Origin of the sequence: Streptomyces sp. NPDC049541 (genome assembly GCF_044465725.1) — a bacterium.
Lineage (GTDB): Bacteria > Actinomycetota > Actinomycetes > Streptomycetales > Streptomycetaceae > Streptomyces.
Map to the genome: position 1 here is coordinate 497219 of NZ_JBITLY010000003.1, position 24469 is coordinate 521687.

The window sequence follows — 24469 nt, forward strand, 5'->3', positions numbered from 1 at the left end:
ACACTTGAGTCCGTTCCACTCAAGTCAGCTGGAGGAATTCACCATGGCACGTGCGGTCGGCATCGACCTGGGCACGACTAACTCCGTCGTCAGCGTTCTGGAGGGCGGCGAGCCCACCGTCATCACCAACGCCGAGGGTGCCAGGACCACGCCGTCCGTCGTCGCCTTCGCGAAGAACGGTGAGGTGCTCGTCGGCGAGGTCGCCAAGCGCCAGGCGGTCACGAACGTGGACCGGACCATCCGTTCCGTGAAGCGCCACATGGGCACGGACTGGAAGATCGAGCTCGACGGGAAGCCCTTCAACCCGCAGCAGATCTCCGCGTTCATCCTGCAGAAGCTGAAGCGGGACGCCGAGGCCTACCTGGGCGAGAAGGTGACCGACGCGGTCATCACCGTCCCGGCCTACTTCAACGACTCCGAGCGCCAGGCGACGAAGGAGGCCGGCGAGATCGCCGGTCTGAACGTCCTGCGCATCGTGAACGAGCCGACCGCGGCGGCGCTCGCGTACGGCCTCGACAAGGACGACCAGACGATCCTCGTCTTCGACCTCGGTGGCGGCACCTTCGACGTGTCCCTCCTGGAGATCGGTGACGGCGTCGTCGAGGTGAAGGCCACCAACGGCGACAACCACCTCGGTGGTGACGACTGGGACCAGCGCATCGTCGACTACCTGGTCAAGCAGTTCGCCGGCGGTCACGGCGTGGACCTCGGCAAGGACAAGATGGCCCTGCAGCGTCTGCGCGAGGCCGCCGAGAAGGCCAAGATCGAGCTGTCCTCGTCCACCGAGACCTCGATCAACCTGCCCTACATCACGGCGTCCGCCGAGGGCCCGCTGCACCTGGACGAGAAGCTCACCCGCGCCCAGTTCCAGCAGCTGACGGCCGACCTGCTGGAGCGCTGCAAGACGCCGTTCCACAACGTCATCAAGGACGCCGGCATCTCCATCAACGAGATCGACCACGTCGTCCTCGTCGGCGGTTCCACCCGTATGCCCGCCGTCGCCGAGCTCGTCCGCGAGCTGACCGGCGGCAAGGACGCCAACAAGGGCGTCAACCCGGACGAGGTCGTCGCCATCGGCGCCGCCCTGCAGGCCGGTGTCCTCAAGGGTGAGGTCAAGGACGTCCTGCTCCTCGACGTGACCCCGCTGTCCCTCGGCATCGAGACCAAGGGCGGCATCATGACCAAGCTCATCGAGCGGAACACGACGATCCCGACCAAGCGGTCCGAGATCTTCACCACCGCCGAGGACAACCAGCCCTCCGTGCAGATCCAGGTCTACCAGGGCGAGCGCGAGATCGCGGCGTACAACAAGAAGCTCGGGATGTTCGAGCTGACCGGTCTGCCGCCGGCCCCGCGCGGTGTCCCGCAGATCGAGGTCGCCTTCGACATCGACGCCAACGGCATCATGCACGTGACCGCGAAGGACCTGGGCACGGGCAAGGAGCAGAAGATGACCGTCACCGGCGGCTCCTCGCTGCCGAAGGACGAGGTCGACCGGATGCGCCAGGAGGCCGAGAAGTACGCGGAGGAGGACCACGCCCGCCGCGAGGCCGCCGAGACCCGCAACCAGGGCGAGCAGCTCGTCTACCAGACGGAGAAGTTCCTCAAGGACAACGAGGACAAGGTCCCCGGCGAGATCAAGACCGAGGTCGAGGCCTCCGTCGAGGAGCTGAAGACCGCTCTCAAGGGCGAGGACACCGCCGAGATCCGCACCGCCACCGAGAAGGTCGCGGCCGTCTCGCAGAAGCTGGGCCAGGCCATGTACGCCGACGCCCAGGCCTCGCAGGCCGCCGCCGGCGGTGCCGCGGGCGCCGAGGCCCCGAAGGCCGACGACGACGTGGTGGACGCCGAGATCGTGGACGACGAGCGCAAGGACGGTGCCGCGTGACGGAGGAGACCCCGGGCTTCGACGAGAAGCCCGACGTCCCCTCCGGCGCCACCCCCGACGACGCCGAGCCGCAGGCCGCCTCCCCCTCCTCGGGGGAGGGGGCGGCCCCGGCCGGGGACGCAGCACAGATCGCCGGTCTGACGGCCCAGCTGGACCAGGTGCGCACGGCGCTCGGCGAGCGCACGGCGGACCTCCAGCGGCTCCAGGCCGAGTACCAGAACTACCGCCGCCGGGTGGAGCGGGACCGGATCACGGTCAAGGAGATCGCCATCGCGAACCTCCTGACCGAGCTCCTGCCCGTGCTCGACGACATCGGCCGCGCCCGGGACCACGGCGAACTCGTCGGCGGATTCAAGTCCGTCGCGGAGTCGCTGGAGACCGTCGCGGCGAAGATGGGACTGCAGCAGTTCGGCAAGGAGGGCGAGCCCTTCGACCCGACGATCCACGAGGCCCTGATGCACTCGTACGCGCCGGACGTCACGGAGACGACCTGCGTGGCGATTCTGCAGCCCGGGTATCGCTTCGGCGAGCGCACCATCCGCCCCGCGCGGGTGGCCGTCGCCGAGCCGCAGCCCGGCGCCCAGACCGTCAAGGCCGAAGAAGCGACCGAGGCGGCCGACGACAAGGAGAGCGGTGGCCCGGACGAGGGCTGAGCTTGAACCGGTCGCAGCACCGACCGCTGTATCGATGAGAGAGGAGGGGCGTCGGGGATGAGCACCAAGGACTTCATCGAGAAGGACTACTACAAGGTCCTCGGCGTCCCCAAGGACGCCACCGAGGCCGAGATCAAGAAGGCCTACCGGAAGCTCGCCCGCGAGAACCACCCGGACGCCAACAAGGGCAACGCCAAGGCCGAGGAGCGCTTCAAGGAGATCTCCGAGGCGAACGACGTGCTCGGCGACCCCAAGAAGCGCAAGGAGTACGACGAGGCCCGCGCCCTCTTCGGCAACGGCGGCTTCCGCCCCGGGCCGGGCGGCGCGGGCGGCTCCTTCAACTTCGACCTGGGCGACCTCTTCGGAGGCCAGGCGGGTTCCGGAGGCTTCGGCGGCGGAATCGGTGACGTCTTCGGGGGCCTGTTCAACCGGGGCAGCTCCGGTACGACCCGGGTGCAGCCCAGGCGCGGCCAGGACATCGACACCGAGGTCAGCCTCAGCTTCACCGAGGCGATCGAGGGGGCGACGGTCCCGCTGCGCATGTCCTCGCAGGCGCCCTGCAAGGCCTGTTCGGGCACCGGCGACGCGAACGGCAACCCGCGGGTGTGCCCGACGTGCGTCGGCACCGGCCAGGTCGCGCGGGGTTCCGGCGGCGGCTTCTCGCTCACCGACCCCTGCCCGGACTGCAAGGGCCGCGGTCTGATCGCGGAGAACCCCTGCGAGGTCTGCAAGGGCTCGGGTCGCGCCAAGTCCTCGCGCACCATGCAGGTCCGCATCCCCGCCGGGGTGTCGGACGGCCAGCGCATCCGGCTGCGCGGCAAGGGCGCACCGGGCGAGCGGGGCGGCCCTGCGGGCGACCTGTACGTCACGGTGCATGTGGACGCGCACCCCGTGTTCGGCCGCAAGGGCGACAACCTCACCGTCACCGTCCCGGTGACGTTCGCGGAGGCGGCGCTCGGCGGCGAGGTCAGGGTCCCCACCCTGGGCGGCCCGCCCGTCACCCTGAAGCTGCCCCCGGGCACGCCCAACGGCCGCACCATGCGCGCCCGCGGCAAGGGCGCGGTCCGCAAGGACGGCACCCGCGGCGACCTCCTGGTCACCGTCGAGGTGAGTGTCCCGGCGGACCTGACGGGGAAGGCTCGTGACGCACTCGAGGCGTATCGCGAGGCGACCGCGGGCGAGGACCCGCGGGCGGAGCTGTTCAAGGCCGCGAAGGGAGCATGACCAAGATGGACGGCCGTCGACGCAACCCGTACGAGCTGACCGAGGAAACCCCGGTCTACGTCATCTCGGTGGCGGCCCAGCTCTCCGGCCTGCACCCGCAGACCCTGCGCCAGTACGACCGCCTCGGCCTGGTCTCGCCCGACCGCACCCCCGGCCGCGGCCGCCGCTACTCGGCCCGCGACATCGAACTGCTGCGCACCGTCCAGCAGTTGTCGCAGGACGAGGGCATCAACCTGGCCGGCATCAAGCGGATCATCGAACTGGAGAACCAGGTCGCCGCGCTCCAGCAGCGCGTCGCCGAACTCCAGTCGGCGGTCGAGGGCGCGGCGGCGGCCATGCAGCAGCGCGAGGCGGCGGTGCATGCGTCGTACCGCCGCGATCTGGTCCCGTACCAGGAGGTGCAGCAGACCAGCGCGCTGGTGGTGTGGCGGCCGAAGCGGCAGCAGGACTGAGGTACGTGTGCGGAAGGGGCCCGGAGGTCGAACCTCCGGGCCCCTTCCGTATGCCGGCCGGTGCGGGTGACCGTGTCAGCGGCCGACGAAGAACTCCAGCGACGAGCTCTGCTCGCTCTGCCGCCCGTAGGGGTCCACGGCGTACACGGTGGCCGTGCAAGGCCCGTTGTAGGGCGGTGTCCAGGAGAGGGAGCCGGTCGCGGACAGCAGGGTGCCGCTGTCGCCGCAGGCGCCGCTGATCTCCCAGGAGTAGCCCTTCAGCACCCGCCCCTCGTCACCCGCGCCGGGTGCGGCGTTGATCTGGACGGCCTGCCGGGCGGGGATGCCCGCCGTGACCAGCGTCAGCTGCGGTGCGGCCGGGCCGAACGGGGTGGCCCGGGCGAGCCGGTCGACGGTGATCTCCGCGGAGGGCGCCGACTCGGCCCCCGTGCCGGCATCCACGGCGACGACGTAGTAGGACGCCTTGCCCGCCGGGGCGAGGCGGTCCTCCCACCAGCCGCCGTGCAGGTTGGCGATGGCCGTCCAGCCGCCGTCGGTGCGGCGGTAGACCCGGTACTGGGGGGCGTCCTCGGGGAGCACCCAGTGGATCTCGGTCCTGTCGTCGTGGAGGACGCTGGTGAGCCCGGTCGGGGCGGGCGTGCCGCTGGGTTCGGGGCGCGTGGCCGTCACCGTTGCGGAGACCGGGGAGACGTTCCCGGCCCCGTCGACCGCGTGCACCGTGTACGTGTAGGCCGTGCCCGTCCCGGCGGTGACGTCCGTGAAGGACGTCCCGAACACGGTCTCGGGCCCGTCCGGGTCCTGCTGCCCCTCCGGCGCGCCCCACACCTCGTAGTGGTGCACGTCCGCCGCCGAAGAGGGTTCCCACGCCACCGTGTTGCCCGCCGTGGTGCCCTTGGCCGTGAGACCGGTGACCTGCGCGGGCGCCGTCCGGTCGGCGGTCGTCACGCCCTGGTCGGCCGAACCCGCCGAGGTGTTGCCCGCCTTGTCGTAGGCACGCACCTCGTAGTAGTACGTGCCGCCGGTCACCGGCAGGCTCGTGTCGGTGTACGACGTCGAGGTCGTCGTCGCAAGCGGCGCAGCGCCGAACGGCGTGCCCTTGAGCCGCCGGTAGACGCGGTAGCCGGCGAGGTCCATCTCCTTGTTCCCCGGCCAGGTGAACTTCGCCTTGCCGGCGGTGGAGTCGTAGGCGACCGAAGTTCCCGTCGGGGCAAGGGGGCTGACCTTGTCGACGTCGGCGGAGGTGCGCGGCTTGTAGGCGAAGGAGACGTTCGCCGTGCCCGTCCAATTGACGTAGTCGACGCGGAGGGTGTGCCGGCCGGAGGGGATCGTGATGTTGACGGTCTTCTTCACCGTCGTGGACACGTTCTTCCAGAGGTCGACCTTGCGTACGCCGTCCAGGTGGACGCGGATGCCGTCCTGGGTGGCGACCGGCAGGGCGAAGGGGCCGCCCGAGCCGAAGTCCCTCGTCACCGTCCAGCGGACGCCGAAGTTGTCCCTCGGCAGACCGGAGGCCGGGGCGCCGGTGCCCCAGTTCTGGTCGATCGCCCCGTCGCAGTCCGTCTTCTTCGGGGTGCCGGAGAACGACGTGTTCGCGAAGAACTGGCGCATGTAGACGGGCGAGGCGCAGGTGGTCGCGGCGGTGGCCGGAGCGGCCGTCGCGGAGAGCAGACCGGCCGCGGTGGCGAGCACGACGGCGGACGTGGCCGCCGCGGTCGTGGGTCTGGCTGGGTTCATTCGGTCCTCTGGTCGGGATGGGAACGGCTGATGCAGGCTGCCGTGATCACGACTCGTGAGCAATCGCGTTGGTTGTACGGATCTTTGCCTGCCGATTGCCTGCGGTTGCATGGAGAGTCCGTAAAGAACCTTTGGAGGCGTTTCCGTCATGTCTTTACATGGTCGGCGGAGTGTTGCGTTGCGCACTCGTTAAGTAGTTGCGCTTGACGCCTGGGGGCCGCTCCGCGTTGGCTTTTCAGTCACCTGGGTCGCACGTTGCGCCCGCGTCCGGAAGACACCAGAAGTGAGCTCCTCCATGCGTTCCACGCGTCGTACCGCCATCGTCGTGGCAGCGTCCACGATGACTCTGTCGCTCTCCGCCTGCGGCGTGCTGAACGTGTCGGGGGACAGCAGCTCGGCGAGCCCCACCAAGGGCAACGACGTCACCGTGGGGCTGCTGCTGCCGGAGACGGCCAACACCCGGTACGAGGACTTCGACTACCCGATCATCAAGAAGCAGGTCGCCTCCCTCACCAGGCAGCAGGGCAAGGTCGACTACCAGAACGCCGATCAGAACGCGGCCAAGCAGGCGGCCCAGATGCAGAAGATGATCGACGACAAGGTCGACATCATCCTGCTGGACGCCGTGGACTCGCACGCCATCGCCGGTGAGGTGAAGAAGGCGAAGGACGCCGGTATCCCGGTCATCGCCTACGACCGGCTGGCCGAGGGCCCGATCGACGCGTACATCTCCTTCGACAACGAGCTCGTCGGCGAGGTCCAGGGCCGCACCCTGCTGGAGGCGCTGGGCAGCGGGGTCGACACCTCCGACAAGATCGTCATGATGAACGGCTCGCCCACCGACCCGAACGCCAAGCAGTTCAAGGCGGGCGCCCTGTCCGAGCTCAACGGCAAGGTGACGATCGCCAAGTCCTACGACACCAAGGACTGGGACCCGAAGAACGCCCAGGCCAACATGAAGGCGGCCATCGAGGCGATCGGCAAGAGCAACATCGCCGCCGTCTACTCCGCCAACGACGGCATGGCCGGCGGCATCGTCAAGGCACTGGAGGACGCCGGCGTCACCAAGCTGCCGCCGCTCACCGGCCAGGACGCCGAACTCGCGGCGGTGCAGCGGATCGTCTCGGGCGAGCAGTACATGAGCGTGTACAAGTCGTACCCGCAGGAGGCCGCGGCGGCCGCGCAGATGGCGGTGGCCAAGGTGCAGGGCAAGGAGATCGAGTTCGAGGCCCTCACCCAGGACACCGTCGACAGCCCCACCGACAAGGGCATCCCCGCGCAGCTCGTCACCGTGACCGCGCTGACGAAGAAGAACATCAAGTCGACGGTCGTCGCGGACGGCATCTACAAGGTCTCCCAGATCTGCACGTCGAAGTTCGCCTCGGAGTGCGCGGCCATCGGCCTCAAGTAGCGGCGCTCAGGCCACCGGTACCGGCCGTCCCCCGGCCAGTACCGGCACGGCCCGCCGCGCCCGGCCCACCTCCCGCAGGTCGAGGTCCACGCAGGTGAAGTCCGGGGCCGGGCCCAGCCGGGCGCGGATCTCGCCGAGCGGTGAGACGACCAGGCTGCCGCCGACACCCGTGGGCGCCGCACCACCGTCCTCGGTCCCGCCCGGATCGGCCTGGCCGCAGGCGACCACGAAGCTGGTGGAGTCCAGCGCCCGGGCGCGGGCCAGCAGCGTCCACTGGTCGAGCTTGCCGGGGCCCGCGCCCCAGGAGGCGGGCACGACCGTCAGCAGGGCGCCGCGCGAGGCGAGTTCGGTGAACAGGCCGGGGAAGCGGATGTCGTAGCAGGTGGCCACGCCGATCCGGACGCCGCCGACCTCCACGGTCAGCGGCTCGGTGCCGGGGGCGACCGTGTCGGACTCGCGGTGCCCGAACGCGTCGTAGAGGTGGATCTTGTCGTAGTGCCCGAGGAGTCCGTCCGGGCCGGCCACGAGCACCGTGTTGTGGACGCGCCCGTCGGCGGCCGGAGTGAACATCCCGGCCACGACGGTGAGTCCGGCGCCGGCCGCGCGCTCCCGCACCCGGGTCGCCCACGGGCCGTCCAGCGGTTCGGCGACCGGCCGCAGCGGTACGCCGAAGCGGCACATCGTCGCCTCCGGCAGCACCAGCAGCTGGGCCCGCGCGGCCGCGGCCCGGGCGACCTCCCGCTCCACGAGGAGGAGGTTCGCGCCGGGGTCCGCGGTGCTGCCGAGCTGGCCGAGCGCGACGCGCAGCGTCACGGGCGCGGTCACAGGGACTTGAGGACGGTCGTCAGGCGGTCCAGCCCGGCCACCAGGTGCTCGTGCCGGGCGGCCGAGTAGGCGATCCGCACGTGGTCGGCGTACCGCCCCTGCTGGAGCGGGTCGTAGAAGGTGCCGACGGAGTAGACGATCCCGGCCTCCCGGGCCCGTTCGGCAAGCAGTTCGGCGGCCGGGAGGCCGCCGCTGACCTTCGCCCAGACGAAGAAGCCGCCCGCGGGGTCGTCGAACTCCAGCCGGTCGCCTGCCTCGCGCAGGCTGCGGACGGTGAGTTCGGCGCGTTCCCGGTAGATCTCCCTGCCGTGTGCGAGCAGCCGGTCGAACCAGCCTTCGCGGGCGAGCAGGGTGCGGGCGATGGCCTGGGAGAGGGTCGAGCTCTGGAAGTCGTAGCGGCGCCGCAGGTTGATGACGTGCGGGGCCAGCCACTCGGGGGCGATCAGCCAGCCCAGCCGCAGACCGGGGCCGAGCGTCTTGGCGAAGGTCTGCACGACCACCACCCGGTCGCTGTCCAGCGGGAAGTCGGGCTCGCTGCGGCCGTCGGGGGCGAAGTGCCGGTACGGGTTGTCGGACAGGACGAAGAAGCCGTACCGCTCGGCGAGTTCGACCAGATGAAGGCGCTTCTCGTACGGCAGCAGTCCGCCGGCCGGGTTGTGGAAGTCCGGAACGGTGTAGACGGCCTTGGGGCGCAGCCCGCCGCGCAGCCGCTCGGCGAGGACGTCGACGTCGAGGCCGTGCGGGCCCACAGGGACGGGGTGGATGTCGGCGCCGGTGTTCTCGATGATGCGGATCGTGTCGGGGAACACCGGGTCGTCCACGACGATCACGTCACCCGGCTCGGCGACCGCCTGGAGCGCGAGTGCCGTGCCGTGCAGCCCGCCGTTGGTGATCAGCACCCGGGAGGGGTCCACACCCTCGCGGGCGGCGATGAGCGAACGCAGCGCCGGATCACCGGCATTCGGGCCGTACGCGAGCGCGGGGCCACCCGTGTCGGGACCGGCCAGCAGGTCGTTCGTCACCTCCCTGATCGCCGCCAGCGGCAGCGCCTCGACGGCGGGCGCACCACTGACCAGATTCACGAAGTCCGGGCCCGGCCTGCGGGCGGGGACGGCGTAGGGGGAGGAGAGGGAGAGGGCGGCGATACGGGAGGAGATCAGGGTGGCGGGGGCGGAGGTGGTGAGTGCGGTGGTCATGCGGGGGTCCTTGTCGTCAGTCGGGGCGCTTCGGTGACCGGGCGGGCGTGGTCCCTGAGGAGACGGGCTGAGGGGACCAGGCCGAAGCCCGGGCCTGGCAAGGGGGCGGCGTGGTGGTGGGTGCGGTCGATGGTGTACGGCGGGATCGTCAGGTCCGGTGGGAACCACTCGTCCTGGCGGCCGGACTCGACGGCTACGAGGCCCTCGACGTGGGCCGCGAGCAGTCGGCCCGCCGCCCACAGGGGGCCCACCTCGGCCACCTGCACGCCGAGTTGGGCGCGCAGGCCGAGGGTGCGGGCGTGGCGCAGCATGCGCAGGCTCGCCAGCGGGCCGCCGCACTTGGAGACCCGGACGTTGACGTACGTCGCCGCCGCGTGCCGGATCGCCTCGTCGAGGTCGGCGGGGACGACCGCCGACTCGTCCAGCATCACGGGACAGCCGGCCTCCCGCTGGATGCGGTGCAGGGTGGCCCAGTCGCGGGGGCGGGTGGGTTCCTCCAGCCAGTCGACCGTGTCGGCGAGGAGGGCGGCCGCCTCCAGGGCCTGTGCGGGCGGCCAGGCGCCGTTGGCGTCCACGGAGACCGTGGTGCGGGCGCGGTCGGTCAACTCCCTTGTCGACAGGGCGAGTTCACGGGTTGCCCTGAGGTCGGGCAGGCCCTTGACCTTGACATGGGTCAGGCGGGAGCGTGCCTCGGCCGGCAGGGCGCCGAGCAGCTCCGAGGGCGTACGGGTCGCGTCGACGACCAGGGCGGAGACCGGAACCCGCGGCTGAGCGTGCAACACCTCCCCGCCCACCAACGCGAGGGCGTCCGCCGCGCCCCGGCGGTGGGCCCGGCACCAGGCGTCCAGCAGGGCCGTCTCCAGGGCGGCCGCGGCAGCCGGGACCGGGTGCCCGGGGGTGCCGAGGGCGGCGGGCAGGTCGAGGGCGGCCAGCCCCCGGACACCGGACTCGAAGGAGCCGGAGAACACCCCTTCCAGCTCCGGGAGCCGGGCATGCAGGAGAGCCCGCACCGCCGACTCCAGGCTCTCCCCGGTGACGTACGTCCGCGGCGCCCCCTCGCCCCAGCCGGTCGCCCCCGCCAGGGTGCAGCGGACCAGGACCGAGCGGGAGGTACGGCGTGAGTGCGCCGCGTGGGCGAAGGGGCGGGCCATCGGGACCTCGGCGGTGAACACCTCGACGGGGGACGGCAGGCCGCTCATCGCGTGCTCCCGGTGGCCGTCGCGGCCAGCCAGTCCCAGTAGCGGTGCCGGGCCGCCGAGAACTCGACGTAGTGACCCGAGTCCGCGAAGTCGACGGCGGCCGCGCGCCGGGTCAGTCCGGTCAGGACCTGCCAGGAGGTGTCCAGGTCGATGATCGCGTCGTGCTGCGGACGCACGAAGTGCACCGGAGGTCCGGACGGATCGGCGTCCCACGTGCCGCCGCGCATGTAGACGTCCTCCAGCTGCACCATCACCGCCCGGGTGGCCGCGGTGACCTGGCGGATCATCAGGATGTCGTTGGCCATGAAGTCCAGGTACGCCGTGACGTCCGTGTAGTCCGCGTCGGCCAGTGTCAGCGGCGCGGTGCCGAGGCCGCCCGCCGAGCGCAGGGCCGCCAGGGCCTCGCCGCTGCCGTGGCGGGAGCGCTGCTGGCCCAGCGCGGGCGCGCAGAACACCAGGCGGGCGTCGGCGGTGTGCCCCTCGGTGACGAGCGCCGCGAGGACGCTGCCGCCGAAGCTCTGGCCGACGACTGTCAGCGGCAGGCCCGGCGTTCGCGCCCGCACCGCCGCGAGGGCCCTGGCGTAGTCGTCGGTGACCTGCGCGGCCGAGGGGAGGTGACCGCGGGGGCCGCCGCTGGTGCCGCTGCCGCGCCGGTCGAGGGCGAACACGGCGAGGCCGCGCGCGGCGAGCTCGGGGCCGGTCTCGAAGAGCCAGCCCGCGTGGCTCTGGATGCCGTGGACGTAGAAGACGGCTGCGCGGGGCGGGCGGTCGGGTGACCAGTGGTGCAGGGCGAGTTCGGTGCCGTCGGAGGCGGTGAGGGCGAGCGTGGCGCGGTCGTGGGCGCGCGTGGTCAGGGCGCTCATCGGACGGCACCGGCCTCGGCGGAGGCGGCGGTGAGCCGGAGTCCCGGTGCCGTGCCTGCCCTGAGCAGCCCCCGCTCCGTCAGGGCGTCCAGCACCTCCCGGTCCCGTTGCAGCCAGTGGTGCTTGACCTGGTTGGAGGAGGTGCCGCGGGCGCGCAGCCGTTCCTCCGAGGCGCGGGCGAACGCGCCCCACTCGGTGGCGACGACCTCGATCCGGCCGAGCCTGCGGGAGGCGCGCTTCTCGCCGTACTCGATGTTGATGCGGCGCAGCGCGCTGTCGATGTCCTGGGCGAAGTTCTCCAGGGTGGAGGGGCCCAGGTCGGCGGCCCCCTCGATGATCACGTGGTAGCGCGGTGGTGCGCCCCACACGGGCACGCAGGTGAACAGGGGGCGCCCGCCCAGGCCCTCGGGCAGTGAGGACACGACGGCCTCGTGGACCTGGGTCTCGGTGAGCTTCTCGCCGGTGAAGGAGGCACGGAAGCCGGCCCGGCCGGTGAACTCCAGGCGCGGGGTGGCGCCGTAGTGGCCGGCCACGCGGTACACGTCGCCGACGTCGTAGCGGAGCAGTCCGTTGGCCTGGCTCATCACCAGGCGGTACTCCCGGCCGCTCTCCAGCTCGTCGAAGAGGACGGTCTCCGCGTCCGGCGCGAGCGAGTCGCTGCCCTCGGACGCCCGCGGGCCGTCCACGGGGACGAACTCGTAGACGCCCTGGCCCACGGCGAGCGGGCCGGCCGAGGCATGGCCGTCCACGGGGAGGGTGACGATGCCCTCGGTGCCGGTCGTGCTGAACGGCAGCCGCCGCACGCCGGGCAGGACCTCCGCCAGCCAGTCCCGGTACAGGGCGGCGGACGCGGAGTTCCAGGCCACCGCGAGGTCCAGGCGCGGCCACAGATCCGTCAGGCCGGGGACGCCGCCGGTCGCTTCGAGGACGGCGGCCAGGCGGTCGGCGGTCTCCCGGTCCGGGGTGACGGCGGGGTGCGGGCGGCCGCCCAGGGTGCCGTCGCGCAGGTCGGCCACCAGCCGCTCGCCGGACCCGGCCAGCGTCTCGGCGAGGCTGATGATCTTCGACGGGTTGAGGGCCACGACGGCCCGTACGTCGCTGCCCGCGAGCAGCCGCAGCTTGCGGTACAGGGCCGCCTCCCAGCCCTCGCCCGGCTCGGCGAGCAGCCACGGCTCGTCGTACCAGGGCGGCAGCCAGTCTCGGGACCCGACCGCCGCGGGGCGGTTGGAGATGCTGTAGACGGGCTGCTCGCCGTCCGGCCCGGGGCGGCCCGGGGTGCGCTCCCAGGACAGGTCGAGGACCTGCGGGATGTGCGCGGCGGGCGCCGAGAGCGCGTCCGCCTCCGCGAGCGCCTCGAAATAAAGGCCCCACTGCGCGTACAGGGCGGGCCCGCGGTAGTGGTCGCGCCAGTGCCGGGTGGTGGGGATGTGCTTGGGGGTGCCGCTGGAGCCGGAGGTCTTCAGGAAGGCGTACGGCCGGCTGCGGGTCAGGACCGCGGGCAGGCCCTGGCGGGCGCGGCGGATGTACGGCTCGACGTCCTCGTACTGCTGGATCGGCACCGCCCGGCGCCACTCGTCCACCGTGCGGACGCGGTGCAGTGCGTGGGCGCGGCCGAACTCCGTGTCCGCGCACTGGTCGAGAATGTCCTCGAATACATTCCGGGCGACGGGTCCGGGATTTGCAAATACTTTCCGCAGGCTTTGCAGGGCGTGCTGGGTGCGGAGACCGAACGCGTGGCACGAGCAAGGCGTGGGGGAAGGGGCGGCCGAATTCACTGCGGGTGCGGCCAAGGCTGCCATGTTGGTCCTCTGGTCGGGATTCACGTGTGCAGGTACAGCAGGAATTACCGGTTTCGCCTGGTGGGGGAGCCGGTGGTGAGGATGCTTGTCAACTGCCGTGGACGGGGTGGGCGCAAGACGGCGCCGGCGCGGCAGGATCAGCGAGAAGTGCGACAGAAGTTGCGCATGGACATGATTATTTGCGGTTTCACTGCTGTCCGTCAAGAAATTTCGGAAGGCAATGTAGGGCTATTGTTGCGTCGGGATGAATTCCGCCTCCGCGGCAATGTGGAATTCATTCGTCCGCTGAGGCGCCGGTCTCCGAGCACCCCCGCGAGCGCGAAAACCGTCACGGCGCAGCCGGCGCCCAGCAGCGTCCGCGGGCCCAGGCCCATCAGACTGCCCGCGAGGGCGGTGCCGGCCGAGGAGACGGCCATCTTGAGGGCGCCCATGGACACGTACACCTGGGCGCGGGCCTCCGCCGGCGCATACACGGCGCGCACCGCGAGCGTCGCCGTGAACAGCAGGGCACTGGCCGCCCCGGTGGCGGCGAAGGTCACCACGGCGACCGCATAGCCGGGCGCGGCGGCACAGCAGGCCACCGCGGCCGCGCTCACCGCGACGAGCACGGTCGACGTCCTCTCCGGCTCGCCCCGCAGCGGCACGATGCCGGCCACGACCGACCCGGCGAGGTAACCGAAGCCGTAGACGGCGGCCAGTGCGGCGCCGGCGTCGGCGCTGCCGGTGAGCCGGTGCCCGAGCGTGGTCGCCACGACCGTGATGCCACCGGCGACCAGCGCGGTCAGCGCCATCGCCAGCATCACTCGGCGCAGTGGGCCTACGGTCGCGATGATCCGGAAGGTCTGCCGGACCCGCAGCGGGCCTGCCCGTCCCTTCGCGGCCGGCGCTCCGACGGGCAGTGTCAGCACGGTGAGCGCGGCCACCGCCGCCGCCCCGCCCAGACACAGCACCCCGGCGCGCGCACCCAGCGCTGCCCCGACCGCGCCCACGGCCGCGGGCCCGAAGGTGTTGCCGATGCCGTAGGTCGCCGAGTCCCAGCCCTCCGCCCGGCGCCGCCCCCGCTCGTCCCAGCCGTCCACGGCGGCGAGCCGGCTGCTCAGCCCGCCCGTCACCAGCGGCCCGCACAGCCCGGCGACCGTGACGAGCCCGGCCACGGCGAGGAACGGGACGCGCCCGAGCAGCGCCGCGGCCGCGGCCAGCGCGAGACCGAACACCACGAAGGAGACGGCCAGGACCCGACGCCCGTCGCGGGCCCGGTCCAGCACACCCGCGAGCCACGGCCCCGCCACGTACGGCGCGGTCAGCAGGGCGGCGAGCAGCCCGCCGAGGGCCGCACCGCCCGATCCGCCGGTGCGGACGGTCAGGGTGAACAGGCCGACGGCCGCGCCGCCGCTCGCGGTGCGGACCAGGGAGGCGGTGAGGAGATAGCGGACGAGGGTGGTGCCGCGCGAGGCGCCCATGTCAGCCGTCGCCCCGCGCCTCGGCCACCGCCGTCAGCGCGAAGCCGAGCCGTTTCTCGATGTCCCGCCGCACCGCCGCGACCTCCTCGGCGGCCCGGTCGGCGTCGTCACCGACCACCCGGATCATGCCGAAGGTGTCGAAGTTGCCGTTCATCGCCCGCAGCCGGGCCCCGGGTTCCGCCCGGCTCCAGCCCGAGTGCAGACGCGGCCGGAACTCCTCGAACCAGTCGGCCGACAGGTCCCCCGGCACGACCGAGTCCTGCGCGGCGGCGAGGAAGGTGTGGCTGGCCGCCCGGCGCCACGGCAGCGGGTGCTCGGGCGCGGGCGCACCCAGGAACAGATCGACCAGGATCTCGAAGACGTTGTGGTCGGTGGCCATCCGCACCGAGTCCGGCAGTGAGCCCCCGGAGATCCGCGGGTTGGCCTCCACGAGCCGGAACCCCTTCGCCGTACGCATGACTTCGACGTGGAAGATGCCGAGGTCCAGTCCGAGGACCTCGCAGACCCGGGCCGCGTACGCGCCGAGCTCGGCCTCCTCGGGCGCGGGCAGCCCCGACGGGACCGTGCAGCCCAGCTCCAGCACCGGGTTGTCGCGGCCCATCTTGCGGCCGACCGCCACCAGCGGGGTGAACCGCTCGCCGTCCGCGGCCACTTCGACCGAGTACAGCTCGCCGACCGCCAGCTCCTCGACGATGTACCGCTCGTCCAGCTCGGCCGCCAGACCCGGCTGCATCGACCGCAGCTCCTCGGCGGCGGCGGCGAAGTGGGCGCGCAGTCCGTCCGGCGTCTCGACGATGCTGGTGACGGCCTTGCCGACGCCCGACACCGGCTTGATCACCACGGGGTAGCCGATGCCCGCGGCGGCTTCCAGAGCCTCGGGCAGCGTGATCACCACCGCGAATCCCAGGCTCGGCACGCCCGTCTCGCGCAGGATCTCCCGGCAGCGGCCCTTGTCGCGGGCGGCGGCGACGGCCTGGTACGGAGTGCCGCGCGCCCCGAGCCGCTCGGCGAGCCGGGCGGCGGCGAGCACGCACAGGGACAGGGTGGACAGGACGGCGTCCACGTCCCCGCGTCCGATGCCGTGCCCGTGCAGCAGCCCGAGGAGCCGGTCGACGTCCTGGAGGTCGTCCGAGTGGATGGTCCGGTCCGCGAGCTCCTCGGCCCGCGCGCGCTCGGCGGGCGGGGTGACGAAGTCGTACAGCGGTGAACGCAGCAGGGTCACTTCGTGACCGAGCCGCTTGGCGTGCGCGATGGACTGGACGCCCAACGCGGTGATCTCGACGAAGACGAGGTGGGCCACGCGTGCTTCCCCTCTGCTGGGGTGGTGATGGGTGTGGGGGAGTGGCCGGGGAGGTGGCACGGCCGGCACGGGCTCAGGACGCGCCGCGGGAGATCCAGTGCTCGGGCCGGACCCGGATCAGCACCGACCTGGCGGTCCGCCCCGCGCTCGCCTCGACGAACGCGTCGCCCGCCGCCGCACCCAGATAGCGGTGTGCCAGCGACCGCCGCTCGTCGAGCGTGGCCGGGGCGCGGAACTCCACCACCGGGCCCTCGACGCTGACGTATGTGCGCGGCGGTTCGGTCCGCTGCACACACAGGGAGAGCCGGCCGTGCCGGCGCACCAGCGCGGCCTTGCGGCTGTCCAGCGCGGTGATCAGCGTGATGTCGCCGCCGGGTGTGTAGCCGTACCAGAGCGGTACGGACAGCGGGCCGCGCCCGGCCTCGCCCGTGACGCTGACGACGGCGATGTGCGGCTCGGCCAGGAACGCCTCGCGCTCCGCCCGCGTCATGGCACGCACCTGCTGGTCCTTCCCCCGCTCACTCATGTCGTCCCAGCGTGCGGGGCGCCTTCGCGCAGGTCCAATACAGGTTTTCTCGCCGCCGATCAGCCTTGTTTATCGGGCCCTGCTCAGGCGATGTGTGTACGGGCCATGAACTGTGCGCGGGACGGCCCGTGCCGCCGGTCCGCGGTGCCTACGATGCGCGTATGGAACTGCGCCGCCTGAGGTACTTCGTGGTGCTCGCCCGGCACCGGCACTTCGGGCGGGCCGCCGCGGAGCTGAGCATCGCGCAGCCCGGGCTGAGCCAGCAGATCAAGGTGCTGGAGCAGGAGCTGAAGGCGTCGCTGCTCGACCGGGGCCCCCAGGGCGTCACCCTCACCCCGGCAGGCCGGGCGCTGCTGGAGGGCGCCGAGCCACTGCTCGCGGCGGCCGACGAACTGGGCGAGCGGGTACGGGCGGTGGCCGACGGCACCCACGGCAGGCTCCGCCTCGCCTACTCCCGCTCGGGCGCCGACGACCGCATCACCGACGTGATCCGCCGCTTCCGCAAGGACCACCAGGACGTCCAGGTGTCGGTGACCACCGGCATGTCGTCCTGGTGCCTGCGCCTGCTGCGGGACGGCGGCCTCGACGCCGCCTTCGTGCGCGGCATCATCCGTGAACCGGGCATCACCGCCGCCGTCGTCGCCGAGGAGGAGGCCGCGGTGATCCTCCCGGCCGACCACCCCCTCGCCGCCCGCGACCGCCTCACCCGCCGCGATCTGCGCGGACTGCCGGTCGTGCTGTGGCCGCGGGAGGCGGGACCCACGCTGTACGAGGAACTCGTCGCCGACGTCTGGCCGGACGGGCCTCCGCAGCTCGCCGCCGAGGAGCCGGACTTCGAGCAGGTCGTCGCCTCCGTCGCCGAGGGCACCGGTGTCTCCGTGATGGATCTCGGCCGCGCCCGCAAACTCTGCCCGCCCGGGGTCGTCATCCGTCACTTCGCCGAGCATCCGCCCCGCTACGCCGTCTCCTTCGCCCACCGCACGGACGACCCGAACCCGGTGCTGGCCAGGTTCGCGTCGTACGTACGGCAGACGCCCCGATAGGGGCACGACACGGGCTCACCCCACGCGTGTGAACACCACCGACACGTCAGGCGGGCCGCCCGCCACACCCCGGTAGATGCCCTTGTGCGGGGTGACGTCGTCGTAGTCGCGGCCGCGGGCCACCACGACATGGGACTCGTCGGCGCGGGTGCGGTTGGTGGGGTCGTAGCCGCACCAGTCGCCCGCCCAGTACTCGATCCAGGCGTGGCTCTGCCCGGCGACGGGCCGGTGCAGTTCGGCCTCGCGCTCCGGGTGGAGGTAGCCGGAGACGTAACGGGCCGGCAGGCCCACGCCCCGCAGCAGCGCGACGGTGAGATGGGTGATGTCCTGGCAGACGCCCGCGCCCTGCTCCCAGGCCTCCGCGGGTGAGGTGTTCACGCTGGTGGCGCCGGGCAGGTACGACACCCGGTCGGCGACCAGGGCGGAGACCGCGACCGCCGTCTCGTGCGGGTCGAGGCCGGCCGCCGCCTTCCGTGCCTTCTTCACCAGCTTCGCCGGGACCGTCGTACGGCCGGTGGGGCTCGCGAACTCCAACAGGCGCGAGTTCGCGATGCGTTCGGCCACCTCGGCCCAGGTGGGCGCGGGCGGCAGCGCCCCCGGAGGGGACGTCTCGACCAGGCTGGAGGCGGTGATGGTGAGGTCGCCGTGCGGGTCCATCAGGTCGAAGCCGGTGACCTGGGTGCCCCAGTAGTCCCAGTACGACCAGGTGGAGGTGGTGGGGTTGACGGTGACCCGTGCGTCCAGGGTGGTCTGGCCCGGGAGCGTCAGCGGGGTCATGCGGACCTCGTTGTGCGAGGAGGCCGCGGGCTGGGCGTAGGAGACCCGGGTGGTGTGCTCGATGCGGAGGCGGCGTACGCGTTCGGCGGTCATCTCACGCTCCTTCCTGGGCCCACTCGATGGGCCCCTGGTACGGGAAGAACCGCTCGGCCACCGCGTCCGCGGACGCCATGCAGGCCTGCTGCAGGTCGCCGAGGAGTGCGGGCAGCTGGCTCTCCAGAGCGTGCGTGTCCAGATACTCGAGACGGGTGCGCAGCCTGCCGATGGGCCGGCGCGCGGGGTCATGGCGGGGGCGGCCGAGCGCGGTCAGGCACTCCTCCGCGGTCGTGAGAGCGTGCAGGGCCGAGCGCGGGAAGTCCCGGTCAAGGAGCAGGAATTCGGCCACCCGCGGGGTGTCGCCGAAACCGCCGTACATCCGGGCATACGCCTCGTCGGCGCCCGAAGCGCTCAGCAGCGTCGGCCAGTCGGGCGCGTGCACGGCGTCGAGCACGCGCACCGACAGCAGCCGTACGGTCATGTCCACCCGCTCCAGGCTGCGCCCCAGCACCACGAACCGCCAGCTGTCGTCCCGGCTCATGGTCGAGTCGGCGAGCCCGAAGAAGAGCGCGGCCCGGCGGCGCACCAGCTCCAGATAGGCGTACGGGCCGGTACGGCGGGCCGCCATCCGCTGGTCGGCCAGCGCGTGCCAGGTGGAGTTGAGGCACTCCCACATCTCGGAGGAGATGGCCTCACGGGCGCTGCGGGCGTTCAGCCGGGCGGCGCCCAGCGCCCCCTCGATGGAGCCGGTCGAGCGGGCGTCGAAGGCCAGTTGGTCCAGGACCTGCTGCATGTCGCAGGGCCCGGCTCCCGCGTCCATGCCGAGGATCGCGTACAGCGAGCGGCAGGCCGCGTCCTCGTCGCGCCAGGGGTCCTCCAGCAGCCGGTGCAGATACGCGTCGAGGATGCGGCCCGTGGCGTCGGCGCGCTCGACATAGCGCCCGGTCCAGGTCAGGGCCTCGGCTATCCGGGACAGGATCACGTCGTTCACTGCTGCTGGGCCCCTTCCTGTACGACGGCACGGGTGCCGTCGGGTCCGAGCCGGCGCGGGGCGACGGAGGGCAGCGCGGCGGCCGGTTCGGGCGCCGGCTGCTCGGCGGGGCCCTCCGCGAGCACCCAGGTGTCCTTGGAGCCGCCGCCCTGGCTGGAGTTGACGATCAGGTTGCCCTCCTGGAGGGCGACGCGGGTCAGCCCGCCGGGCAGCACCCAGACATCGTTGCCGTCGTTCACGGCGAACGGCCTGAGGTCGATGTGGCGGGGTGCCAGGCGCTCGCCCGCGAGGGTGGGGGAGGTGGACAGGGCGACGGGCCGCTGGGCGATGAAGCCGCGCGGGTCGGCGGTGACGGCTTTGCGAGTGCGTTCCAGGGTGTCCTTGTCGGCCTTGGGGCCGATCACGATGCCCTGGCCTCCGGCGCCGTCCACGGGCTTGATGACCAGTTGGTCGATCTGGTCGAGGACGGCCTCCAACTGCCCGGGCTCGTCGGGCCGGTAGGACTCGACATTGGGGAGAACCGGTTCTTCGGAGAGGTAGTAGCGGATCAGGTCCGGGACATACGTATAGAGCAGCTTGTCGTCGGCGATCCCGTTGCCCACGGCGTTCGCGAGTGTGACGTTGCCCGCCATGGCGGCGCCCATGATGCCGGGGCAGCCGATCACCGAGTCGGGGCGGAAGTGGAGCGGGTCGAGGAAGTCGTCGTCCAGGCGCCGGTATACGACATGGACGGGGACCTCGCCGCGCGTGGTGCGCATCCACACCCGGTTGTTCCGGGAGACCAGGTCGTGCCCCTCGACCAGCTGCACGCCCATCAGCCGGGCGAGCAGCGCGTGTTCGAAGTAGGCGGCGTTGCTGGGGCCCGGCGTGAGGACCACGACCCGCGGGTCCTGCACCCCGCCGGGGGCGGCGGCCCGCAGCGCGGCGAGCAGCTTCTGCGCGTAACCGTCGACCGGCACCACGTGCTGTTCCGCGAACAGGGACGGGAAGATCCGGGTCATCGCCCGGCGGTTCTCGATGACGTAACTGACCCCGCTGGGGACCCGCACATTGTCCTCGAGCACCCGGAAGTCCCCGGCCTCGTCGCGTACGAGGTCGATGCCCGCGACATGGATGCGGACACCGCCCGGTGGCTCCACCCCCTGCGCCGCCCGGTGGAAGTGCGGGGAGTTGAGCAGCAGCCGCCAGGGCACCACCCCGTCCTCGAAGGCGCGGCAGTGCCCGTAGGCGTCGGCGAGATAGGCCTCGAGGGCCCTGACTCGCTGGCTCACCCCGCGTTGTATGAGATCCCATTCGAGGGCGTCGAGGATGCGCGGCACCAGGTCCAGCGGCCAGGGCCGCTCCTCGCCCGCGAAGGCGTAGGTCACGCCGCGGTCCGTGAAGGCTCTGGCCATCTGGTCGGCCCGGAATCTCAGTTCGCTCGGCTCGATGGGCTGTAGTGCCGCCAGCACCGGCTCGTAGGCGGTCCTGACCTCACCCGGCCGCTCAAACATCTCGTCCCACGCGTCGGCCAACGCGTATGCGTCAAATATGTCCGCCATGAGGGGACGTTAGAGGCGGGGTGTAACGGGGTGATCACTGGCTCATTTCCGCAAGACTTCGCGAGAAGCGCCGGGATGCGTCGTCAATTTTCCGCGGCCGTCGTGGTTGCTCGCGCCCACGCGGCGGAGCCGCACATGGACACGCCCCGCGCTCCTGCGGGGCGCGGAGAATACCCGTACGAATGGGCGTTTTCAGGCGCTCGGTTCGGGCCGAGCCGTGTTGCGGAGCTGGTCCGGGCCGCGCATAGTTGCGCTGCGACACACGGTGGAACCGGGGGTGGGATGCGCGATGACCGGGCACGGGACGGATGAGCATCCGCACGGTGCCGACCGGCTGTGCGACGCCGGGGACCGCGTGTACTCCCGGGCTGTACGGCGGGGCCGGGTGGCGCGCCGGGATGCCGAACCGGTGCCGTGCCTGCTGGAGCTTGCCCTGCTGCACCCGGACCCCGACGACATGGACTGGCTGGTCCCGACGGCCCCGCAGGAGGTCATGACCAGACTGCTGCGCGGGGTGTACGACGAGGTCAGCGCCAGCCAGCGGCGGGTGGGCGCGGCGGTCGCCGCCGTCGAGCGCTACGCGGGCCTCGGCCCCGCCACGCAGGCGGGCCCGGGCGTCGGGGAGGGCGCCGCGATCCGCGTCCTCGACGGGCTCTCCCGCATCCAGGCCGCCATGGACCAGGCGACCGAGGCGTGCACCACGGAGGTCCTCACCGTCCAGCCCGGCGGCATCCGCCCCGAGCACGAGCTGACCGAGGGGCTGCACCGGGCGCTGGCGCTGCGCGGGCGGGGCGTGCGGATGCGCGACCTGTACACGCATGTGGCCCGGCACGGGCAGGGTCTGCTGAACTACTTGGAGCTGATGGGCGGTTCGGTCGAGGCCCGCACCCTGGACGAGGTCATCGACCGGCTGATCCTCTTCGACCGCACGGTGGCGTTCATCCCGGCGAACGCGGACCGCACCCTGGCGCTGGAGCTGCGCCACCCGGCGCTGGTGGAGTACCTGGTCACGGTCTTCGACCGGCTGTGGCGCCTGGCGATCCCGCTGACCGCGCCACTGCCCGACACCGGCATCGAGGGCATCTCGCACCGGGAGCAGTCCATCGCGGCGCTCCTTGCTGAGGGACACCAGGACGCGGTGATCGCGGAGCGGCTCGGCATCAGCGTGCGTACCTGTCGGGCGCACATCGCACGGTTGTCGGAGACGCTGGGCGCGGCCAGCCGCACCCAACTCGGCGTCCGTATCGCCCAGGTGGGCCTCGACGGGCCCCGCCACCCGGCGGACGTCGCCCCGTCGGTCACCCTTCCGGGTCAAGAATCCCCGACTGTCCGATGAGATAGCCGAGCTGCGCGCGGCTCTCGCTGCCCAGTGTGGCCGCCAGTTTGGCGATGTGGACGCGGGCGGTGCGGATGTTCATGCCGAGGCGGTCGGCGATGACGGCGTCGGTGTGGCCCTCCACGAGGAGGGCGGCGATGGCGCGTTGGCGCGGGGTGACGCCGTTCAGAGAGGGGCGGTGGACGACCTCGGGGTACATGGGGGTGGCGAGCTGCCAGAGCCGGTCGAAGGTTGTGACGAAAAAGGCGATGAGGGCGTGATTGCGTACCTCCAATGCGAGCGAACGGTCCGCGTTCGCGGGCACGAAGGCGACGGCCCGGTCGACGATGAGCAGCCGATCCGTCACTTCGTCCAGCGTGCGCGCCTCGACGTCGCCGACCAGCTGTTCGTAGCGGGCGAGGACCGAGGGCGCGTGGCGGAGCGTGTGCTGGTACAGGGTGCGGATACGGCCGCCGCGGTCGAGCAGCAGCTGGTCGCGGGCGAGCGCCGCAGCGAGGCGGTCGGCAGTCAACTGGGTGTGGGTGGTGTGCGGCTGGATGGCGAGGAGCTCGCGGGAGGCTTCGGCTAGGGCCTGGTTGAGGGCCGCGTTGATGCGCTCGATACCGCTGAGAACCGTCAGCGTCGGGGTGGCTGTGGTTTCCCTGGCACGGGCATCTATCCGCAGGAGTGGTTCGAAGGTTTCCGCCAGTCGTTCGCCGCGCCGCCGCTCGTCTGCGATCCGGTCCTCTGAGGTGCGCAGCAGCCGGCGCAAGGCGAGAGCAGGAGAGACGGGTTCCAGCCAGTCGAGGTCCTCGACCATGGGGTGCAACAGCCCGAAGTCCAGCAGGCAGGGGGTTGCTGCGGCGTCTTCGGCGCGGACCCTGCCTTCCTTCACCGCCCGCTCGTACAGCCGTGTCCCGGCGTCACACAGGTCCTCCACGCCGTGTGCATGCGCCCCGGTCACGGGTGGTCCTCTCCCTCCGGTATCGACTGGTCCGAGTTGAGGATCCCCGACTGAGCTATGAGAAAGCCGAGTTGGGCACGGCTCCCACTGCCGAGGGCGGTCGCCAGCTTGGCTATGTGAGCTCGGCAGGTGCGTACGTTCATGCCGAGGCGGCGGGCTATCGCCTCGTCGACGTGACCCTCCACGAGGAGTTTGGCGATGGAGTGCTGGATGTCCGTGATGCCGTCGGGAGCGGTTTCGTAGGGGGCGCCGGCGCTCAGCGGGACGGCACGGCTCCACATGAACTCGAACACCTTGATCAGATACCGGACGAGACCGGGATGACGGAGTTCCAGGGCGACCTGCCGGTCGTCGCGGGTGGGGATGAACGCGACGGTCTCGTCGCAGATGATGAGGCGCTCCACCAGTTCGTCGATGGTGCGGTACTCGGCCTTCCCGTCGGCGAAGTGGTCCACCCAGGCGAGCCGCTCCGGGCTGTAGCGGGCCGTGTGCTGGTAGAGGGTCCGGATCCGCACTCCTCGTTCGATCAGCGGCTTGTCGCGCTCCAGGGCTTCCATGAGCCTGCGTTCCGGGTGGCGCTGGCTCGGCTGCACGGTGAGCATCTCGTTCCGGCACTGCGAGATCGCCAGGTCGAGCGCCGCGTTGATGCGGTCGAGGCCCTCCAATACGCTGATCGAGTGAGTCGACGCCGTGACCTGGGCACTGAGAGCCATGAACGGCTCGAAGGCGTCGGCCACCTGGATCGACAGCCGTCGGCGTTCCGTGATCTCGCGTTCTATGGGATTGAGCCGCTGGGCCAGGGCGATCGCCGGGGGAACGGGGCGCAGCCAGTTCGCGTCGTCGGGGTCAGGGTGGAGCAGGGCGAACTCCATCAGACAAGGGGCGGGCTCCACGTCCGCGCGGGCGATACGTCCCGTGCGAAGCGCGTTCGCGTAGAGACGACTCCCTTCCTCACACAGCTCCGTCACGGCGTGGGGATGCGTCGCTTTAGTCCGATTTGCTTCCAAATCTCCACCCCCCAGGGTCCTGAACATGCAGGAACATGATGCACCGATCGTGTGGCCATGACGTGCCCGAATGAGCCATCGTCTTACTCGAGACGGGGGAAGAGGGGACCTTCAAGTGAGGACGAAGCCGACTATGCGTAAGAGAATGCTTCGCTCGGTGCTTGTCGCCGCCTTCTCCGCCGTTGTGGCCTTCGGCACGCTGAGTGGCCTTTCTGGCGCGAAGGGTGACGCGCGCGCGGACAGTGTTTGGTCGTCCACGCCCGCC

The 24469-nt window shown here is 71.7% G+C and carries 21 protein-coding genes; 7 read left to right on the forward strand and 14 right to left on the reverse strand.

Going from position 1 to position 24469, the window contains the following annotated elements:
• Window positions 1-43 precede the first annotated feature (43 nt).
• Genes dnaK through ACIBW9_RS14605 form a run of 4 tightly spaced genes read left to right on the forward strand, consistent with a single transcriptional unit; the run spans window position 44 to window position 4217 of the window.
• Window positions 44-1888: a molecular chaperone DnaK gene (gene dnaK / locus ACIBW9_RS14590; RefSeq protein WP_266957944.1), complete on the forward strand. Its 1845-nt coding sequence runs from the start codon at window positions 44-46 to the stop codon at window positions 1886-1888.
• Window positions 1885-2541, forward strand: coding sequence for a nucleotide exchange factor GrpE (gene grpE, locus ACIBW9_RS14595; protein WP_390694732.1), 657 nt, complete (start codon window positions 1885-1887; stop codon window positions 2539-2541). Before dnaK ends, grpE begins: the two co-directional genes overlap by 4 nt.
• 57 nt (window positions 2542-2598) lie before the next feature.
• Complete coding sequence (gene dnaJ, locus ACIBW9_RS14600) at window positions 2599-3765, forward strand: molecular chaperone DnaJ (RefSeq protein ID WP_398954783.1); 1167 nt, start codon at window positions 2599-2601, stop codon at window positions 3763-3765.
• A 5-nt stretch (window positions 3766-3770) separates the two neighbouring features.
• Window positions 3771-4217: a heat shock protein transcriptional repressor HspR gene (locus tag ACIBW9_RS14605; protein WP_344406058.1), complete on the forward strand. Its 447-nt coding sequence runs from the start codon at window positions 3771-3773 to the stop codon at window positions 4215-4217.
• A 75-nt stretch (window positions 4218-4292) separates the two neighbouring features.
• On the opposite strand, the gene ACIBW9_RS14610 is transcribed toward ACIBW9_RS14605, so the two are convergent.
• Window positions 4293-5951 carry a PA14 domain-containing protein gene (locus ACIBW9_RS14610; RefSeq protein ID WP_398954785.1) on the reverse strand — a complete coding sequence of 553 codons (1659 nt, stop codon included), beginning with the start codon at window positions 5949-5951 and terminating at the stop codon, window positions 4293-4295.
• A gap of 295 nt (window positions 5952-6246) precedes the next feature.
• Between ACIBW9_RS14610 and ACIBW9_RS14615 the strand changes: the two genes are divergently transcribed.
• On the forward strand, window positions 6247-7362 hold the full coding sequence (locus tag ACIBW9_RS14615) for a sugar ABC transporter substrate-binding protein (protein WP_398954787.1): 1116 nt from the start codon (window positions 6247-6249) through the stop codon (window positions 7360-7362).
• Window positions 7363-7368: 6 nt separating this feature from the next.
• On the opposite strand, the gene ACIBW9_RS14620 is transcribed toward ACIBW9_RS14615, so the two are convergent.
• The 8 genes from ACIBW9_RS14620 to ACIBW9_RS14655 form a co-directional block, all read right to left on the reverse strand.
• Window positions 7369-8169, reverse strand: coding sequence for a carbon-nitrogen hydrolase family protein (locus ACIBW9_RS14620; RefSeq protein WP_398955231.1), 801 nt, complete (start codon window positions 8167-8169; stop codon window positions 7369-7371).
• A 14-nt stretch (window positions 8170-8183) separates the two neighbouring features.
• Window positions 8184-9383 carry a PLP-dependent aminotransferase family protein gene (locus tag ACIBW9_RS14625; protein WP_398954789.1) on the reverse strand — a complete coding sequence of 400 codons (1200 nt, stop codon included), beginning with the start codon at window positions 9381-9383 and terminating at the stop codon, window positions 8184-8186.
• Window positions 9380-10582: an enolase C-terminal domain-like protein gene (locus ACIBW9_RS14630; protein ID WP_398954791.1), complete on the reverse strand. Its 1203-nt coding sequence runs from the start codon at window positions 10580-10582 to the stop codon at window positions 9380-9382. Before ACIBW9_RS14630 ends, ACIBW9_RS14625 begins: the two co-directional genes overlap by 4 nt.
• Window positions 10579-11445 carry an alpha/beta hydrolase gene (locus ACIBW9_RS14635; protein WP_398954793.1) on the reverse strand — a complete coding sequence of 289 codons (867 nt, stop codon included), beginning with the start codon at window positions 11443-11445 and terminating at the stop codon, window positions 10579-10581. Before ACIBW9_RS14635 ends, ACIBW9_RS14630 begins: the two co-directional genes overlap by 4 nt.
• On the reverse strand, window positions 11442-13244 hold the full coding sequence (locus ACIBW9_RS14640) for a GH3 auxin-responsive promoter family protein (RefSeq protein ID WP_398954795.1): 1803 nt from the start codon (window positions 13242-13244) through the stop codon (window positions 11442-11444). The genes ACIBW9_RS14635 and ACIBW9_RS14640 overlap by 4 nt, the downstream gene beginning before the upstream one ends.
• A 200-nt stretch (window positions 13245-13444) precedes the next feature.
• On the reverse strand, window positions 13445-14704 hold the full coding sequence (locus ACIBW9_RS14645; protein WP_398954797.1) for an MFS transporter: 1260 nt from the start codon (window positions 14702-14704) through the stop codon (window positions 13445-13447).
• Between the two features lies 1 nt (window position 14705).
• The gene (locus tag ACIBW9_RS14650; RefSeq protein ID WP_398954799.1) at window positions 14706-16004 is read right to left on the reverse strand and encodes an ATP-grasp domain-containing protein; all 1299 of its coding nucleotides are present in this window, start codon (window positions 16002-16004) and stop codon (window positions 14706-14708) included.
• Between the two features lie 73 nt (window positions 16005-16077).
• Window positions 16078-16530, reverse strand: coding sequence for a pyridoxamine 5'-phosphate oxidase family protein (locus ACIBW9_RS14655; protein WP_398954801.1), 453 nt, complete (start codon window positions 16528-16530; stop codon window positions 16078-16080).
• A gap of 161 nt (window positions 16531-16691) precedes the next feature.
• On the opposite strand from ACIBW9_RS14655, the gene ACIBW9_RS14660 reads away from it, so the two are divergent.
• Window positions 16692-17573 (forward strand): LysR family transcriptional regulator, encoded by an 882-nt coding sequence (locus ACIBW9_RS14660; protein ID WP_398954803.1) that lies wholly within the window; start codon window positions 16692-16694, stop codon window positions 17571-17573.
• A 15-nt stretch (window positions 17574-17588) separates the two neighbouring features.
• Here ACIBW9_RS14660 and ACIBW9_RS14665 read toward each other — a convergent pair whose 3' ends face one another.
• From ACIBW9_RS14665 to ACIBW9_RS14675, 3 genes are read right to left on the reverse strand one after another with little or no spacing between them, the layout of a single operon-like run.
• The gene (locus ACIBW9_RS14665) at window positions 17589-18443 is read right to left on the reverse strand and encodes a transglutaminase domain-containing protein (RefSeq protein WP_389072268.1); all 855 of its coding nucleotides are present in this window, start codon (window positions 18441-18443) and stop codon (window positions 17589-17591) included.
• A 1-nt stretch (window position 18444) separates the two neighbouring features.
• Window positions 18445-19377 carry an alpha-E domain-containing protein gene (locus tag ACIBW9_RS14670; RefSeq protein WP_398954805.1) on the reverse strand — a complete coding sequence of 311 codons (933 nt, stop codon included), beginning with the start codon at window positions 19375-19377 and terminating at the stop codon, window positions 18445-18447.
• Window positions 19374-20918 carry a circularly permuted type 2 ATP-grasp protein gene (locus tag ACIBW9_RS14675; RefSeq protein WP_398954807.1) on the reverse strand — a complete coding sequence of 515 codons (1545 nt, stop codon included), beginning with the start codon at window positions 20916-20918 and terminating at the stop codon, window positions 19374-19376. Before ACIBW9_RS14675 ends, ACIBW9_RS14670 begins: the two co-directional genes overlap by 4 nt.
• Before the next feature lie 289 nt (window positions 20919-21207).
• On the opposite strand from ACIBW9_RS14675, the gene ACIBW9_RS14680 reads away from it, so the two are divergent.
• On the forward strand, window positions 21208-22254 hold the full coding sequence (locus tag ACIBW9_RS14680) for a LuxR C-terminal-related transcriptional regulator (RefSeq protein WP_398954809.1): 1047 nt from the start codon (window positions 21208-21210) through the stop codon (window positions 22252-22254).
• Here the strand turns inward: ACIBW9_RS14680 and ACIBW9_RS14685 are convergent.
• Together ACIBW9_RS14685 and ACIBW9_RS14690 are read right to left on the reverse strand one after the other, a co-directional pair.
• Window positions 22217-23197 (reverse strand): LuxR C-terminal-related transcriptional regulator, encoded by a 981-nt coding sequence (locus tag ACIBW9_RS14685; protein ID WP_398954811.1) that lies wholly within the window; start codon window positions 23195-23197, stop codon window positions 22217-22219. The two genes, ACIBW9_RS14680 and ACIBW9_RS14685, sit on opposite strands and share 38 nt — an antisense overlap.
• On the reverse strand, window positions 23194-24231 hold the full coding sequence (locus tag ACIBW9_RS14690; RefSeq protein WP_398954813.1) for a helix-turn-helix transcriptional regulator: 1038 nt from the start codon (window positions 24229-24231) through the stop codon (window positions 23194-23196). The genes ACIBW9_RS14685 and ACIBW9_RS14690 overlap by 4 nt, the downstream gene beginning before the upstream one ends.
• Between the last annotated feature and the right edge of the window lie 238 nt (window positions 24232-24469).

Bases quoted from the DNA above. Each gene is read 5' to 3' on its own strand.
- ACIBW9_RS14680 (WP_398954809.1), top strand. From the start codon at position 21,208: ATGACCGGGCACGGGACGGATGAGCATCCGCACGGTGCCGACCGGCTG.
- ACIBW9_RS14640 (WP_398954795.1), bottom strand. From the start codon at position 13,244: ATGGCAGCCTTGGCCGCACCCGCAGTGAATTCGGCCGCCCCTTCCCCC.
- dnaK (WP_266957944.1), top strand. From the start codon at position 44: ATGGCACGTGCGGTCGGCATCGACCTGGGCACGACTAACTCCGTCGTC.
- ACIBW9_RS14605 (WP_344406058.1), top strand. From the start codon at position 3,771: ATGGACGGCCGTCGACGCAACCCGTACGAGCTGACCGAGGAAACCCCG.
- ACIBW9_RS14610 (WP_398954785.1), bottom strand. From the start codon at position 5,951: ATGAACCCAGCCAGACCCACGACCGCGGCGGCCACGTCCGCCGTCGTG.
- ACIBW9_RS14660 (WP_398954803.1), top strand. From the start codon at position 16,692: ATGGAACTGCGCCGCCTGAGGTACTTCGTGGTGCTCGCCCGGCACCGG.
- ACIBW9_RS14690 (WP_398954813.1), bottom strand. From the start codon at position 24,231: ATGTTCAGGACCCTGGGGGGTGGAGATTTGGAAGCAAATCGGACTAAA.
- ACIBW9_RS14675 (WP_398954807.1), bottom strand. From the start codon at position 20,918: ATGGCGGACATATTTGACGCATACGCGTTGGCCGACGCGTGGGACGAG.
- ACIBW9_RS14625 (WP_398954789.1), bottom strand. From the start codon at position 9,383: ATGACCACCGCACTCACCACCTCCGCCCCCGCCACCCTGATCTCCTCC.
- ACIBW9_RS14630 (WP_398954791.1), bottom strand. From the start codon at position 10,582: ATGAGCGGCCTGCCGTCCCCCGTCGAGGTGTTCACCGCCGAGGTCCCG.
- ACIBW9_RS14645 (WP_398954797.1), bottom strand. From the start codon at position 14,704: ATGGGCGCCTCGCGCGGCACCACCCTCGTCCGCTATCTCCTCACCGCC.
- ACIBW9_RS14665 (WP_389072268.1), bottom strand. From the start codon at position 18,443: ATGACCGCCGAACGCGTACGCCGCCTCCGCATCGAGCACACCACCCGG.
- ACIBW9_RS14655 (WP_398954801.1), bottom strand. From the start codon at position 16,530: ATGAGTGAGCGGGGGAAGGACCAGCAGGTGCGTGCCATGACGCGGGCG.
- dnaJ (WP_398954783.1), top strand. From the start codon at position 2,599: ATGAGCACCAAGGACTTCATCGAGAAGGACTACTACAAGGTCCTCGGC.
- ACIBW9_RS14635 (WP_398954793.1), bottom strand. From the start codon at position 11,445: ATGAGCGCCCTGACCACGCGCGCCCACGACCGCGCCACGCTCGCCCTC.
- ACIBW9_RS14615 (WP_398954787.1), top strand. From the start codon at position 6,247: ATGCGTTCCACGCGTCGTACCGCCATCGTCGTGGCAGCGTCCACGATG.